Source organism: Stutzerimonas xanthomarina DSM 18231, assembly GCF_900129835.1.
Lineage (GTDB): Bacteria > Pseudomonadota > Gammaproteobacteria > Pseudomonadales > Pseudomonadaceae > Stutzerimonas > Stutzerimonas xanthomarina.
In genome coordinates this window covers 346,107-360,742 of the sequence record NZ_FQXA01000005.1, presented here as the reverse complement: position 1 = coordinate 360,742, position 14,636 = coordinate 346,107, and the positions used below count along the sequence as shown (strand labels likewise).

The window sequence follows — 14,636 nt, the reverse complement described above, 5'->3', positions numbered from 1 at the left end:
TCGGGCTTAGAATTCGACTAAGGCAGTCGCGGGACCTGACCGGCAACGCAACCTGTAAGTTCAACACTAGTTCAGCGGACCGGGAATGCACCCATTCAGGTCTCCTTTGTCTGGCGACGCCAGTCACCGAGCAGTCACATTTAATTCAGCCACATGACGAACAGAGCTTGGCATCGGTCGGCACGGAACATCCGCTCCTCCGCGTGACGAACTTGCCGAGCCGCGCATAGCCTGCCTCTCGGTAAATGGATTAAAGTCGTGCTGGTCGAGCGCCCGCCCCGACACGCCCCTGCAGAAGAGCTCAGCGATGGACCACCGTGAAGCCATAGTCGCGCTGCGACACTTTCTTTCAACTCAGATTCTCGGCCAGGAACGGCTGATCGAGCGCCTGCTGATCGCTTTGCTCGCTGACGGTCACCTGCTCGTCGAAGGCGCCCCGGGATTAGCTAAAACGCGGGCGATCAAGGAGCTTGCCGGCGGCCTCGAAGCGGAATTTCATCGCATCCAATTCACGCCCGACCTGCTGCCCGCCGACATTACCGGAACTGAAATCTATCGACCGGAAACCGGCAGCTTCGTGTTTCAGCAAGGGCCGATCTTTCACAATCTGGTGCTGGCCGATGAGATCAACCGAGCGCCAGCAAAGGTGCAGTCAGCGCTGCTCGAAGCCATGGCTGAGCGGCAGGTCAGCGTAGGTCGCAGCACCTACGATCTGTCGCCGCTCTTTCTGGTGATGGCTACACAAAATCCCATCGAGCAGGAGGGCACCTACCCGCTCCCCGAAGCGCAGCTCGATCGTTTCCTGCTGCACGTGAAGCTGGGCTTTCCCGACGCGTCGGTGGAACGACGCATCCTGCAACAGGCGCGCGGTGAAGCGATCAATGGCGAAACCGCACCCGAACATCGAGTTTCTCAGCAGGCGATCTTCGCCGCGCGCAAGGAAATCCTTGGCCTGTACATGGCCGACGCGGTGGAGGAATACCTGGTGCAGCTGGTCATGGCGACGCGCACGCCCGCCAAGTTCGACGCAGAGTTGGCAGGTTGGATTGCTTATGGCTCCAGCCCGCGCGGCTCGATCTCGCTCGATCGCTGTGCCCGCGCCCATGCCTGGCTGGCGGGCCGGGATTTCGTCAGCCCTGAAGACATTCAGGCGGTGCTGTTCGATGTGCTGCGCCACCGTTTGATCCTCTCGTTCGAAGCAGAAGCCGCGGGTATCGATCAAGACCGCGTCCTGCAGCGCATCCTCGACGTGGTCGCGGTGGCCTGATGCAACCGTTGCGGCCCGCCGACGACAGCTCGGCGCATGCAGGGCCCGGCGATGGCGTCCGAGTGAGCCTCGCCGAGCTGATCGACATGCGTCATCGGGTCCGCGAAGTGCCCTTGTTTTCCAGCCCGCATCGGCGCAGCCAGTTGGTCGGTCTGCACCATTCGAAGCTGCGTGGACGGGGGGTGGATTTCGATCAGGTGCGCATCTACCAAGCCGGTGACGACGTCCGCACCATCGATTGGCGAGTCACTGCCCGCACTCAGGAGCCGCATACCAAGCTGTTCCATGAAGAACGCGAACGGCCCATCTATTTGCTCGTCGAACAGAGCCCACGGTTGTTCTTGGGCAGCGCGCGGGCTTTCAAATCGGTGGTGGTTGCCCAAGCCGCCAGCCTGGTGGGTTGGGCCGCGCTCAGCCACAACGACCGCGTCGGCGGCCTGGTGTTCGGGCACGGCGACCAGCAGGAAATCAAACCCCGGCGCAGCAAGCAGAGCCTGCTGCAGCTGCTGGATCGCCTGGCCCGCGCCAATGCCGAGTTGCAAGCCGACCAGCCGGATGACTCCGAGGCCTTTGGCCTGGCCCTCAGACGCGCGCGCGAAGTGCTGCGACCGGGTAGCCTTGCGGTCATCATCTGTGATGAACGCGCTCTGGGCGATGCCGCAGAGCAGCAGATGAGCTTGCTCGCGCGTCACGTCGATCTGTTGCTGATCCCGGTCTGTGATCCGCTCGACCATGCGCTACCGGCCGCCGGACTGTTGCGTTTTGCGCAGTTCGGCGCACGGCTGGAACTGGACACCCATGATACCGCGCTGCGGCAAGCCTACCGGCAGCAAGGCGAAGCTCGAAGTGCGCGCTGGAAGCGCCTGGCTGATCGTTTGCGCCTGCCATTAATGCCGCTGACTACACAGCGCGAGCTGGTGGAGCAAATGCGCGAGCACCTCATCGGGCAGCACCAGGGCGCCTCACGATGAACGCCCTCGAGCTTGAACCTCTGATCACCCCAGCGGCCGTTAGTTGGTGGCCGTTGGCGGCTGGCTGGTGGTTTCTCGCCGCCATGCTGCTCAGCCTCGTTCTGCTGCACAAGCTGCGGCCCTGGAAACAACTCAAACGGTGGGAGCGAGGTGATACCACCCGGGATGAGCAGCCGCTTGACCCGCAGCGCCAAGCGGCACTGCTGGAACTCGCGCAACTGAACAAGCCTTACGATGGCCAACCCGCCAGCCACTGGCTGCAGCAACTCAACGCGTTACTCAAACGCCTGTGTCGAATACGCTATCCCGACGATCATCCGCATACGTTGAGCGGGCGTGCCTGGCTGGCGTTTCTCGACAACCGGTGTCCGGCTGCGGGATTGACGCGCTGGATGGTGTTGGTCGAAGGCGCCTACCGCGCCGAGTGCCGCTTGGACGACAAGGCCATTCAGGGCCTCGAACAGTCCGTACAGATCTGGATCCGCAAACATGTTTGAGCTGGCCTGGCCGTGGGTCTGGCTACTGTTGCCGCTGCCCTGGCTATTGCGCTGGATCTTACCGGTATCAGAAAGCGGCGACGCGGCATTGAAGGTTGGCTTTCTGGCCGAGTTGGAAACGCTGGCTGGCCGCCGCGCCTCGATTGCCCTGCCAGCCTGGCGGCAACAGCTGCCCTATCTGTTCATCTGGTGTCTGCTGCTGCTCGCGGCCGCCCGCCCGCAATGGCTCGGCGAACCGTTGCCGCTCCCCACCAACGGTCGCGACCTGTTGCTGGCGGTCGATGTGTCCGGTTCCATGGACTATCCAGACATGCAATGGCAAGGCGAAGAGGTCAGCCGGTTGGAGCTGGTCAAGCACTTGCTCGGTGACTTCATATCCGGGCGGCGCGGCGACCGCGTCGGGCTGATCCTGTTCGGCAGCAAGGCCTACCTGCAGGCGCCGCTGACTTTCGACCGTCAAACGGTACGCACCTGGCTAAATGAAGCCGTGATCGGCATCGCCGGGAACAACACGGCCCTCGGCGACGCCATTGGCTTGGCCGTCAAGCGTCTGCGCGAACGCCCAGCCAAAAGTCGCGTACTGGTGCTGATCACCGACGGCGCGAACAACGGTGGCGAAGTCGACCCCTTGCTTGCGGCTCGCCTCGCTGCAGCCGCAGGCGTCAAGGTGCATACCATTGGCATCGGTGCCGAAGCGGGTGACAGCATGCTTCGCCGGTTCGGTTTCAACCCCGGCGGCGATCTGGACGAAACGACCCTGCGCGCGATTGCCCATGAAACCGGCGGCGAGTATTTCCGAGCACGCACCAATGACGAGCTGGAAGCGGTCGGTGCCACACTCGACGAGCTCGAACCGGCCGCCCAACAGCCGGCTCAGGCACGCGTCGCCACTGCACTGTATGTTTGGCCGCTGGCCGCCGCGCTGCTGCTCAGCTGGCTATGGGTCGCACGCAGTGTCTGGCCGTTGGCACTGCTGCAGCTCAGCCGGCGGAGCAAGTCTTCATGAGCGAACTTCTGCCGCACTTGCTCAGACCGTTCTGGGTAATCGTATTGCCGCTACCGATATGGCTGTTGTGGCGGTTATGGCATAGACAGCGCCAGACAGGCCGTTGGCAACGCCTGTTGCCCACCGCTTTTCATACCGCCCTGCTCACCCGTGGCAAGCTGCGTAACAGCAAGCTACCCTGGATCCTGCTTGGCTCCGCCTGGCTGCTGGGCTGCATGGCGTTGCTGGGGCCAAGCTGGCAGCAGGTCGAGCAACCGAGCCTGTCGCGCGCGGACCCGCTGGTGATCTTGCTGGAGACCACACCAGCCATGCTGGCAACCGACGTGCGACCGAGTCGGCTCGAGCAGGCCAAGCGCAAGATTCTCGATCTACTACAGACCCGCCAGGACACGCAGACCGCCGTGGTGGTCTTCGCCGGCAGCGCTCACACCTTGGTGCCGCTGACGAACGACCTGGCCACTACTCAAAATCTTCTGGATGTGTTGAAGCCCGAGCTTATGCCCGAATCCGGCCACCGCGCTGACCTGGCGGTGGCGCAAGGCATCGACCTGCTCCAACAGGGCGCTAATGGCCGCGGCCGCCTGCTACTGATCGGCAGCAGCCTGAGCAAGCCGGAACGCGAGTCGATTGAGCTGCTACTCGAGGACGGCGAGCAGCCGCTCCTCCTGTTGGGCATCGGCACCGAACAAGGCGCCCCGATTGCCCAAGAAGATGGCAGTTTCCTCAAGGATGACAAGGGCGCCATTGTCATCCCTCGGCTGGATGACAATGCCATGCGGCGCTTCGCCAATCGTATCGGTGGACGCTATCAGCAGGCGCGAGTCGATGATGCGGATCTGCGCAGCCTCGGTTTGCTCGAACGCAACGGAAAGCTTTTGGCTCAAGACGAGACAACCCGTCTCGACACCTGGCAGGACCAAGGCTATTGGCTGCTGCTGCCCCTGTTGCTGCTCGCCGCCTGCGCCGGGCGCCGGGGTTGGCTTTTCTGCTTGCCGCTCTTCCTCTTCATCCCGCAACCCGCCAGCGCTCTAAGCTTTGACGACCTCTGGCTGCGCCCCGATCAACAGGGCATGCGCCTGCTGGACTCGTCTCGCCCAGGCGAAGCCGCAACCCGTTTCACGGATCATAGGTGGCAAGGCTATGCGCGCTACCAGGCCGGTGACTTTGCTGGCGCTGCCGAGCAATTCAGTAAGGGCGACTCCGCCGCCGACCACTACAACCGCGGCAATGCGCTTGCACGCAACGACGAGCTGCAAGCCGCCATCGAAGCCTATGAACAAGCGCTGCAGCTGGATCCGGGGCTCGACGTCGCACGTCGCAATAAAGCAACCGTCGAAGAGGCCCTGCGACAACAACAGGCTCAAGATAACGCCCAGCCCGACAAACCGACGCCTCAGGAACCGACATCCGAAACCGAGCCGCGCATGCAGCCTCGCGGAAGCAAGGCACCAGACACATCGTCTGCGTCGACTGACCAAGCCACGGAACAGAGTCCGTCAGAGCACGCCAGCGAGGCGGCCAGCGAAACACTGAACGAGGCGGCTTCCAAGTCAGAATCAGCCGAGTCCGAGTCAGTCACGACCGATGAGCAGCTGGCACAGGCACAGGACGTACCCATCGACCCCGAACAGGATCAGGCAATGAACCAGTGGCTGCGCAAGATTCCGGACAATCCGGGCGAGCTGCTAAGGCGCAAGTTTCTTTATGAGCAACGCAAACGGCAGGAATTGAACCAATGATGCGCAGGATAACGCTGGTGTTTCTGCTCCTGCTGGGCCTGCAGACGAACGCCGCAACCTTGCTCGCTCGGGTCGACCGCACCACTTTGAGCCTGGACGAAACGGTTGAACTGACCTTGGAAACGGCCGATGGCACCGCCTTTGGCAAGCCCGACCTGCAACCGCTCGATAGCCTGTTCAAAGTATCCGGCACGCGTCAGAACAACCAGCTCGCCGGCGCCAATGGCGAGGCGCAGGCAATTACCCAATGGCAGGTCACGCTCCAGCCGCTGCAGACCGGCTATGTCGTCATCCCACCTCTGCAGCTTGGCGATGCGCGTAGCGAACCCATTACGCTGCATGTCACCGAACCCAGCGCCAGCGACAGCGACCTGCTTGCCCCCATATTCATCGATGCAAGCCTCGATCAGGAGCTGGCATATGTGCAGGCGCAGGTGCTGCTGACGCTGCGTATCTACCACTCCGTATCGCTCTACGACGACAGCACCCTGTCACCGTTGCAGATGAACGATGCGCTGGTGGAGCGGCTGGGCGAACCACGCACCTATGAAAAGGACATCAATGGGGTCCGCCACGGCGTGATCGAAATCCGTTATGCGCTGTTTCCGCAAAAGAGCGGCGAGCTGACGATTCCCGCGCAGGTGTTCAGTGCTACGGCCGTGGCTCCCTCGACCGGTGATCAGTACGGCTCGCGTTTCGGGCGCGCGACCCAGGTGAAATCTCCAACCATTCCATTAGTTGTAAAACCCAAACCAGCTGACTACCCCGCCGACGCCGCCTGGCTGCCTGCGCGGAGCTTGACGCTGGTTGAAGCCTGGAGTCCGGAACCTGCAGATGCTCAGCTGGGCGAAGCGCTGACCCGCAGCGTGCTGCTGAAGGCCGATGGGCTGACCAGCAGCCAGTTGCCTCCGATCACCTCGCCCAAGGTTTCAGGCCTGCGCAGCTACCCCGACCAACCGACCCTGAACAACGAAGTCACCGCCAACGGCGTCAGCGGTAGCCGTGAACAGCGCGAAGCCCTGGTGGCGACGCGTGCCGGTGATTTCCAACTCCCGCCAGTTGAAGTGGTCTGGTGGAACACCGTTGACGATCACCTGGAACGCAGCACTTTGCCCGGGCGGAACCTGCTGGTCGCCGACAACCCGGACCTGCTACAACCCGCCATCGATACGCCGCAGATACCCGAACAGCGTGAGGCGCGCCGGCTCTGGCCCTGGCAGCTGAGCAGCGCATTGCTGGCGCTGACGACTCTGCTCGGTTTTGGCTTGTGGCTGCACGCGCGCAGCCAGCCTGCAGTGATCCGCACGGTGCCGACCGGCCCGACCCCACGCAGCCTGCTAGATGACCTGAAACGGGCCTGTCTCGCCAATGACACGCTGGCCACCCGCCATGCGCTTGATGCGTGGGCGCGCCAGCAGCCCGAGACGCTGGCCGACATGGCGGCGCGCTTCGAGCCGCTGTCAGATGCACTCGATGGCCTTAACGGTGCGCTGTACAGCGAGACCGGCCAACGCTGGCAAGGCGAAGCCTTGTGGCAGGCCATTCAGAGCCTGCCGGCTGGCCAGGCCGGTGATGTCGAACGGGAAGCCAGCGCGCTGCCGCCGTTGTATCCGCGCTGAGTTGTCGGCTTTCTGACCGGGATCGCAACCCGCACGTCCCACCGCTGCCGCCGGTGACACCTCGTGCGCTGCGCTTGGCATGTAGCTTGCTAAACCTGAACCAGATACCCCGGTTCGCATCGATCTCCTTAAGAACGGTGCGCGCTTCGCATGGCAAAGGTTTCCCTCAGCATGACCGATCTCACCTCTTCGCTCCGCCCTGATACCAACGCCTGGATCGCCGGCAGCGACGCGCCAGAAAAGCACGTCGTCAACCTCGGCTTCATGGCGCTGACCGATGCTGCATCGCTGATCGTGGCCGCGACTCAAGGCTTTGCCCAGCCCTATGGCCTCACGCTCAATCTGCGTCGGCAGAGCTCCTGGTCCAACCTGCGAGACAAGCTGGTCGACGGTGAACTCGATGCTGCACACGGCCTGTATGGACTCATCTACGCCGTGCACCTGGGAATCGGAGGCAGCGCGCCGAAGGACATGGCCGTACTGATGGGGCTGGCGCAAAATGGCCAGAGCATCAGCCTCTCCCGTGAGCTGAAGGCAGTCGGCGTGACCGATCCCGATACGCTCAGTAGGTGTGTGCGCCAGAGTGGTGCAAAACTCACGTTTGCCCAGACCTTCCCTACCGGCACTCATGCACTCTGGCTCTACTACTGGCTGGCTGCCTACGGCATCCACCCGCTGGCTGACGTACGCACAGTAGTGGTGCCGCCGTCGCAGATGGTTGCTAATCTCAGGGCACGCCGCATCGACGGCTTCTGTGCCGGCGAGCCTTGGGGCGCGCACGCCATTGCAGAAGACATGGGCTTCACCATCGCGACCAGCCAATCGATCTGGGCCGACCATCCGGAAAAAGTACTCGGTTGCACCCGCGAATTCGTCGACCAGTATCCCAACACCGCCCGGGCACTGATCATGGCCATTCTCGAGGCCAGCCGCTTCATCGATGAGAACCAGGAAAACCGCCGCAGCACCGCGCAACTGATCGCAGGCAGCGATTATGTCGATGCGCCCGTTGCGGCCATCGAGCCGCGCTTTCTCGGTCAGTATGAAGACGGCCTCGGCCATGCCTGGCTGGACAAGCACCCGCTGCGCTTCTTCGGCGACGGCGAAGTGAACATGCCCTACCAGTCCGACGGCCTCTGGTTCATGACCCAGCTGCGCCGCTGGGGCCTGCTGCGCGAAGATCCTGACTACCTCGCCGTGGCGCAGAGCGTGCAGCAGACCAGCCTTTACCGCGACGCGGCGAGCGCTTTGAATATCCCGGTGCCCGACTCGCCCATGCGCAGCGCCACGCTCATGGACGGCAGCCGCTGGGATGGCAGCGATCCGGCGGGTTATGCGCGCAGGTTCAAGCTGCATTCCCTGGCTGACACCGCACCTCACCCCAAGCCTTGAACAGGGAGACAGTCATGCTTCGCGTTCTCCTGATCGACGACACCCCGCGGAAGGTCGGTCGCCTGCGCTGCGCGCTGATCGAAGCCGGCTTCGAGGTGATCGAGGAATCCGGTCTGACCATCGACCTGCCCGAGCGGGTCGAAGCGATTCGCCCCGACGTGGTGCTGATCGACACCGACTCCCCCGGCCGCGACGTGATGGAACAGGTGGTGATGGTCAGCCGTGATCAGCCGCGACCCATCGTCATGTTCACTGACGACAGCAACCCCGACGCCATGCGCCAGGCCATCCGCGCCGGTGTCAGCGCCTATATCGTCGAAGGCATCCAGGCCCAGCGCCTGAAAGCCATCCTCGACGTGGCCATGGCCCGCTTCGAGAGCGACCAGGCGATCCGTGCACAACTCCACGCGCGCGACCAGCAACTGGTCGAGCGCAAACGCGTCGAAACGGCCAAGGGCATGCTGATGAAGATGCGCAGTTGCAACGAAGAAGAGGCCTACACGCTGATGCGCCGCCAGGCCATGAGCCGCCAGCAGAAGTTGATCCAGGTCGCCGATCAGATCATTGCGATGAACGATTTACTGGGCCAGTGAATCGCAGCGTCCGCGAGGCAAGTTTCGACGCGATCCCGCGTTGTCGTAGCCGAACACATGTGGCGCGGAGCCGAGTGCTGGGGCCGCCTGACGCTGCGGCTGCGATATCAGCAGGCCGGATCGAGCTTGGAGCTACCGTGCAGAGGCGTACAATCCGCCTCCGCAAGTCGCGCTGCCAACCAGCGCCAGACATCCGCAACGAGAGCACCATGGCCCGTCTGACCCTGCAGTTTCCCGAAGATCAGTTCTGCTTCAGCACTCAGCTGACCGTTCGTATTACCGATATCAATGCCGGCAACCATCTCGCCAACGACTCGATGATCTCGATGATTTCCGAGGCCCGCGCACGCTTCCTGTTCGCCTATGGCATTGCCGAGACCAGCAAGGATGGCGGCGGCATCATCGTCACCGACCTGGCCACCACCTACAAAGCCGAGGCCCATGCGCGGGACGCCTTGCTGTTCGAAGTCGGCGTCATGGATTTCAACAAGTACGGCGGCGACATTACCTTCCGTATCACCCGACCGGCCGACGGCACGCTGATCGCCATGGCCAAGTCCGGCTTCGTCTTCTACGACTATGTGCAGAGCCGCGTTGTCGCTATGCCTGAGGCATTTGCCGCCAAATTCCCGCGGGTAAACCGGATCGACTAGATCAACCGTTGCCATCACCGAGCTGCAGCAGTCGTTGCACATCCTCGCGGTGGCAGAGCTCGGTCCCGGGACGCATCACGGTGGCGGTCCCGGCGGCAATACCGTAGCGCACAGCCTCGTACAGGCTGCGACCTTCGGCCAGCGCCAGCACGATGGCGCCGAGCATGCTGTCACCGGCGCCCACCGCACTGACGACTGGACCCTGTGGCGAGCGCAGCCGCTGTAGCCGCTCGCCATAGGCCACCAGCGCCCCATCCGCGCCCAGCGACAGCACGATAATCTGCGCACAACCCTTCGCCATCAGGCCGCGCAGCGCTTGCTCCTGGTCCACTTCACTGGTGATCGCGCGACCGACCAGGGTCGAAAGCTCGTTGAGGCTGGGTTTCAGCAGGTATGCCCCGCCCTGATGTGCAGCGTAGGCCAGGGGCTCGCCAGACAGGTCGGCGACCAGCCTGGCACCGATGCGGCGCGTCAGTCTGAGCAGATCATCGTAGAACGTAAGCGCAACACCTGGCGGAAAGCTCCCACTCAGCACCAGATAAGCCGGCGCTGGATCCAGCGAGGTCAATGCCTCTAAACAGCGGGCCAGTTCCGCGGGGGACAAGGAAGGGCCAGGCAGTACAAAACGGTACTGCAGCCCGGTCTCAAACTCGTCCACCGTGAAACTTTCACGCGTGTCGCCCGCGATCGGCACGGGGCGGTGCGCCAGGCCCAGCTCATCCAGCGCCCGAGTGAGCAGATCGCCGAACGGACCGCCCGCAGGATAGACGGCCACTGCCTCGCCACCCAGTGTCGCGACCACCCGCGCGACGTTGATTCCGCCGCCGCCCGGGTCATGGCGCGGCAGCGAGCAGCGCAACTTCTCGGTGCTGGTTACCCGCGCAGTGCTGACGGACAAATCCATTGCCGGGTTAAGGGTCAGGCTGGCAATAACGGGCATCGGTCACTCCTCGAAGCTTGGCAGACCAAGCCTAACAGCCGACGTCAGAACAAAGACAATCGGCAAGGCTTGCCCCGAAATGACACCCGCCGCACAACGCTTGTGCAACAGACGTCGACGGTCGTGCGGGCCCAGCGACACGACCCGCATAGAACGGGGCCGCAGGCAGACTGGCACGCTAGATGCTGTGTTATCGACACGGTAGGCCAACGGCGGTCTCCACCCTAAGACAAAGGCGTCGCATCATTCCTGCTCCGGCAGGCGTGAAGCGACGCTTTTTTGTTTTCGCCTCGACGTTGGGGCGGCCTCTTTTGCACACGACGAATGCCTGGAGCCCACCCGATGAATACCAGTTTCTGGAAAGCCGGCCACACGCCGACGCTGTTATCCGCGTTTCTCTATTTCGACCTGAGCTTCATGGTCTGGTACGTGCTTGGCCCGCTTGGCGTGCAGATTGCGGCCGATCTCGGCCTCACCACCCAGCAGCGTGCCTTCATGGTCGCCACTCCGATCCTTTCCGGCGCCGTGCTGCGCCTGGTGCTGGGCATGCTGGCCGACCGCACTTCACCAAAGGCCGCCGGGCTATTCGGTCAGGTCGTGGTGATCGCCGCGTTGTTTGTGGCCTGGCTTCACGGCGTTCACAGTTATGAACAAGCCTTGCTGCTCGGCCTGTTCCTCGGCATGGCGGGCGCATCCTTCGCCGTCGCCCTGCCGCTGGCTTCGCAGTGGTATCCACAGCAGCATCAGGGAAAGGCCATGGGCATTGCCGGAGCGGGCAATTCCGGTACGGTGTTCGCGGCGTTGTTCGCACCGATGCTGGCGACGATGTTTGGCTGGAGCAATGTGTTTGGCCTGGCCCTGATCCCGTTGGTGCTGACGCTGATCATCTTTGTCACTTTCGCCAAGAACGCACCTAACCGCCCCGCATCGAAGTCCTTTGCCGACTACATGAAAGCGCTGGGCGACCGTGACAGCTGGTGGTTCATGTTCTTTTACAGCGTCACCTTCGGTGGCTTCCTCGGTCTGGCCAGTACCCTGCCCGGCTATTTCCATGACCAGTACGCCTTCGACCCGGTTAAGGCCGGCTATTACACCGCCGCCTGCGTCTTCGCCGGCAGCATGCTGCGCCCGCTCGGAGGTGCACTGGCCGATCGAATCGGCGGCATCCGCTCGCTGCTGGTGATGTACACCGTTGCTGCCGCGTGCCTGTTCGTTGTCGGCTTCAATTTACCGAGTTCAACGGCTGCACTGGCCTTGTTCGTTGTCGCCATGCTCAGCCTCGGTGCCGGTAACGGCGCGGTGTTCCAACTGGTGCCACAACGCTTCCACAAGGAAATCGGCGTGATGACCGGCCTGGTCGGCATGGCTGGCGGCATCGGCGGCTTTCTGCTTACAGCCGGGCTGGGCGCGGTCAAACAGTCGACCGGGAATTACCAGATGGGACTCTGGCTGTTCGCGAGCCTGGGTGCGCTGGCGTGGTTCGGGCTCTATGGTGTGAAGCGTCGCTGGAGAACCACCTGGGGTTCCGCTGCGATGACCGCCGCCCGCGTCTGAGTTCATCCAGGAAACACTTGGAAGGCTGGCCTCAGGGCCTGCCTTCGTCGTTCATTTTGCAGGCGCGCCATCTGGAGTCTCGCCCATGCCCTTGCAGCTGTCGTTTGGTGAAGCCACCACCACTGGCCCGCGTGAAGAAAACCAGGACGCCGTGCGGATTGTGACGCCGACTCCGGGCCTTGCCGCGAGCAAGGGGGCGCTGTTCGCCATCGCCGATGGCGTCAGTCAGTGTGCAGACGGTGGCCTGGCGGCACGCGCAACTCTGCAGGCGCTGGCGACCGATTACTACGCCACACCGGAAACCTGGGCTGTCGCGCAATCGCTGGACCGAGTGCTGGTCGCACAAAATCGTTGGCTGCAGGCCAATGGTGGCGGCCGGCCTCTGCTGACCACCCTGACCGCGCTTGTGCTGCGCGGTCGACGCTTCACCCTGGCCCATGTCGGCGACTGTCGCGCCTATCGCTGGCTCGATGGCGAGCTGCAGCGGCTCAGTGAAGACCACGTATGGGAACAGCCAAACATGCAGCACGTGCTCAAGCGCGCCATGGGCCTGGACCAGCATCTGGTGGTGGATTACCTCGACGGTGAGCTGCGCCTCGGCGAATCCTTTTTGCTGCTGAGTGATGGTGTCTGGGCCAGCACCACCGAAGGCGATATCCGGAATGTGCTCAGCGCCGAACCTGATCTGACCAGCGCGGCTAGGGCGCTGGTCCATCTAGCCCACCAGACCGGCAGCCAGGACAACGCTAGCGCCCTGCTGCTGCGGGTCGACGAGCTCCCGGAAGCGGCATTGGCCGATTCGCTCGCACAGCTTGCAGATTGGCCGTTGCCACCCAAGCTACGCTCCGGACAGATATTCGAAGGCTGGACCGTCGACTCGCTGCTGGCCGAATCGCGCCAGTCGCTGGTCTACCGCGTGAGTGATCAGCAAGGTCAGCCCTGGTTGCTTAAAACGCTGCCGGCCAGCCGCGACGATGAACCCGAAGCCGGGCCAGCCCTGCTGCAGGAAGAGTGGTTTCTGCGCCGCGTCGCTGGCCGTGCCTTTCCCGAAGTCCACGGACTGCCCCAGCGCCAGCACCTGTATTACGTGCAGCGTGAATACCGTGGCCAGACCCTTGCCCAGCGATTCACTCAGCAGGGCCCGATGGCACTGACCGATTGGCTGCAGATGGCCCCATGCCTGATCCGCGCACTGGGCATGCTGCACCGGCGCAACATCCTGCACCGCGACATCAAGCCGGAAAATCTGCACAGGGATGACGCCGGTGAGCTACGCCTGCTGGATTTCGGCCTCGCCTATTGCCCCGGTCTGTCCCGCGACCTGCCGCATCATCTTCCGGGTACACCAAGCTATATCGCGCCGGAAGCCTTTAACGGCGGGCCTCCCAGTCGAGAGCAGGACCTCTATGCAGCAGGCATCACGCTCTACTTCCTGCTGACCGGCCGTTTTCCCTACGGCGAAGTCGAGGCTTTCCAGCGGCCCCGTTTCGGCAGCCCTGTGCCAGCAAGCCGGTATCGCCCTGATCTGCCCCAGTGGCTGGATGACATGCTCAGGCGCGCCGTCGCGGTTGACCCCTCGCAGCGCTTCGAAACTGCGGAAGAATGGCTGCTGACCTTGGAACAGGGGGAGCGGCTGGCCAGCAACACGGCAACACTACCGCTGCTGGAGCGCGAGCCGCTGAAGGTCTGGCGTGGGCTGGCCCTGATTTCACTGCTGCTGAATCTGACGCTGGTGGTCTGGTTGGCGAAAGGCAGCTAATCAACCACCTTGCGATCAGACCGACACGCGCCGGACGATCAAACCTTGCCGGGCCACGCGCGTCAGTTGCCGCACGCAGTCTTCGAGACGTTCGACGTCGGGCGCCTGAATCACTGCCAGATCGAAACTGTTCGTTGCGAAATGCGCGAGCGACTCATCGACCCCGGTGAAATGAACCTGAAATGCACGCGGCCTGCCCCAGCGCTTCGGCCAGCCGTCCAGATAGCGCAACAACGAAGGTTGATGGCTACCGCCAAGGAGGATTTTCGGGTTGCTGCGGACCAGCCCACTGGTGATGGGGGCCAGGCGTAGAGGAGCGCGTTGCAGTGCATTCATTGCGAGAAGTCCCGCCTCGAGGATTCCGCTGGGCAGCGGTGGGAGGCGACACCGAACCAGCGCTTTAGCGGTATTTCGAAGCCGTGGCTCCAGGCGCCCCGCAAGTAGCTGACTAAATCGGCGCATGGGCGAAACAATAGAAAAGCGAGCCGGCGACTGTCAACGGTCAATTTCGCCATGCAGCCCGCGGACCCCTCCGTGATGGTGGGCTGAAGCCCACCCTACGGGTCTCAACCACCGAAAGCCGTCACGACACACGGCCTCAATGCGTAGGGTGGGCTTCAGCCCACCAAAAAGACTCACAGCAGTC

General features: G+C 63.1%; 13 protein-coding genes. 11 read left to right on the top strand and 2 right to left on the bottom strand.

The genetic code is table 11. The features are described from left to right. Nucleotides 1–307: 307 nt before the first annotated feature. The 9 genes from BUE09_RS15210 to BUE09_RS15170 all read left to right on the top strand — a co-directional run bounded on the left by BUE09_RS15210 (nucleotide 308) and on the right by BUE09_RS15170 (nucleotide 9,737). Nucleotides 308–1,267: an AAA family ATPase gene (locus BUE09_RS15210; protein ID WP_073301977.1), complete on the top strand. Its 960-nt coding sequence runs from the start codon at nucleotides 308–310 to the stop codon at nucleotides 1,265–1,267. Next, entirely contained in the window at nucleotides 1,267–2,238 is a 972-nt protein-coding gene (locus BUE09_RS15205) for a DUF58 domain-containing protein (RefSeq protein WP_073301975.1), read from the top strand. The genes BUE09_RS15210 and BUE09_RS15205 overlap by 1 nt, the downstream gene beginning before the upstream one ends. Next, nucleotides 2,235–2,735 (top strand): DUF4381 domain-containing protein, encoded by a 501-nt coding sequence (locus BUE09_RS15200; protein ID WP_073301972.1) that lies wholly within the window; start codon nucleotides 2,235–2,237, stop codon nucleotides 2,733–2,735. Before BUE09_RS15205 ends, BUE09_RS15200 begins: the two co-directional genes overlap by 4 nt. Beyond that, nucleotides 2,728–3,741, top strand: a complete 1,014-nt coding sequence (locus BUE09_RS15195) for a VWA domain-containing protein (RefSeq protein ID WP_073301970.1) — start codon at nucleotides 2,728–2,730, stop codon at nucleotides 3,739–3,741. Before BUE09_RS15200 ends, BUE09_RS15195 begins: the two co-directional genes overlap by 8 nt. Further along, a complete protein-coding gene (locus BUE09_RS15190; protein WP_073301968.1) occupies nucleotides 3,738–5,480 on the top strand; it encodes a VWA domain-containing protein in 1,743 nt (580 codons plus the stop codon). The genes BUE09_RS15195 and BUE09_RS15190 overlap by 4 nt, the downstream gene beginning before the upstream one ends. Beyond that, the gene (locus BUE09_RS15185; RefSeq protein ID WP_073301966.1) at nucleotides 5,477–7,099 is read left to right on the top strand and encodes a BatD family protein; all 1,623 of its coding nucleotides are present in this window, start codon (nucleotides 5,477–5,479) and stop codon (nucleotides 7,097–7,099) included. The genes BUE09_RS15190 and BUE09_RS15185 overlap by 4 nt, the downstream gene beginning before the upstream one ends. Nucleotides 7,100–7,270: 171 nt before the next feature. Continuing rightward, nucleotides 7,271–8,491 (top strand): CmpA/NrtA family ABC transporter substrate-binding protein, encoded by a 1,221-nt coding sequence (locus BUE09_RS15180; protein ID WP_083380815.1) that lies wholly within the window; start codon nucleotides 7,271–7,273, stop codon nucleotides 8,489–8,491. A 14-nt stretch (nucleotides 8,492–8,505) separates the two neighbouring features. Continuing rightward, on the top strand, nucleotides 8,506–9,084 hold the full coding sequence (locus tag BUE09_RS15175; RefSeq protein ID WP_073301961.1) for an ANTAR domain-containing response regulator: 579 nt from the start codon (nucleotides 8,506–8,508) through the stop codon (nucleotides 9,082–9,084). 209 nt (nucleotides 9,085–9,293) lie between these two features. After that, entirely contained in the window at nucleotides 9,294–9,737 is a 444-nt protein-coding gene (locus tag BUE09_RS15170) for a thioesterase family protein (RefSeq protein WP_073301959.1), read from the top strand. 1 nt (nucleotide 9,738) lies between these two features. Here BUE09_RS15170 and BUE09_RS15165 read toward each other — a convergent pair whose 3' ends face one another. Next, the gene (locus BUE09_RS15165; protein ID WP_073301957.1) at nucleotides 9,739–10,677 is read right to left on the bottom strand and encodes a 1-phosphofructokinase family hexose kinase; all 939 of its coding nucleotides are present in this window, start codon (nucleotides 10,675–10,677) and stop codon (nucleotides 9,739–9,741) included. Between the two features lie 342 nt (nucleotides 10,678–11,019). Between BUE09_RS15165 and BUE09_RS15160 the strand changes: the two genes are divergently transcribed. Both BUE09_RS15160 and BUE09_RS15155 read left to right on the top strand, forming a co-directional pair. Beyond that, nucleotides 11,020–12,231: a nitrate/nitrite transporter gene (locus BUE09_RS15160; protein WP_073301955.1), complete on the top strand. Its 1,212-nt coding sequence runs from the start codon at nucleotides 11,020–11,022 to the stop codon at nucleotides 12,229–12,231. An 85-nt stretch (nucleotides 12,232–12,316) separates the two neighbouring features. Then, on the top strand, nucleotides 12,317–13,990 hold the full coding sequence (locus tag BUE09_RS15155) for a bifunctional protein-serine/threonine kinase/phosphatase (protein ID WP_073301953.1): 1,674 nt from the start codon (nucleotides 12,317–12,319) through the stop codon (nucleotides 13,988–13,990). Between the two features lie 15 nt (nucleotides 13,991–14,005). On the opposite strand, the gene BUE09_RS15150 is transcribed toward BUE09_RS15155, so the two are convergent. Continuing rightward, nucleotides 14,006–14,326 carry a hypothetical protein gene (locus tag BUE09_RS15150; RefSeq protein WP_073301950.1) on the bottom strand — a complete coding sequence of 107 codons (321 nt, stop codon included), beginning with the start codon at nucleotides 14,324–14,326 and terminating at the stop codon, nucleotides 14,006–14,008. Between the last annotated feature and the right edge of the window lie 310 nt (nucleotides 14,327–14,636).